The sequence below is a fragment of the Streptomyces sp. P9(2023) genome (genome assembly GCF_032436795.1).
Taxonomy (GTDB): Bacteria; Actinomycetota; Actinomycetes; order Streptomycetales; family Streptomycetaceae; genus Streptomyces.
Genome location: NZ_JAUPWM010000820.1, coordinates 1 through 238 on the forward strand (window position 1 = coordinate 1; position 238 = coordinate 238).

At 63.0% G+C, this 238-nt stretch carries 1 pseudogene; it reads left to right on the forward strand.

The window, feature by feature from the left end:
- Positions 1-238: pseudogene (locus Q5762_RS39570) on the forward strand (hypothetical protein); the annotation flags it as partial.

The following is a 238-nucleotide window of genomic DNA, read 5'->3' on the forward strand; positions in this document are numbered from 1 at the left end:
TCAATCCCTGCACTTTCCCTGCGACCCAGACCTGCAACGGCTGCCCGCCGGCGACTACGACTTTGGCGTGCGCGCGTCGCACATTACCCTGGAGCGGCGCTCGGCCAACGATCTGGCGCTGGACGTTCGTGTGGACGTGGCCGAAATCAGCGGTTCGGAAACCTTCCTGCACGTTCACCACGAGCGCTTCCCTCTGGTGCTGCACCTGGCGGGCATTCACGAGTTCAATGTCAACGAC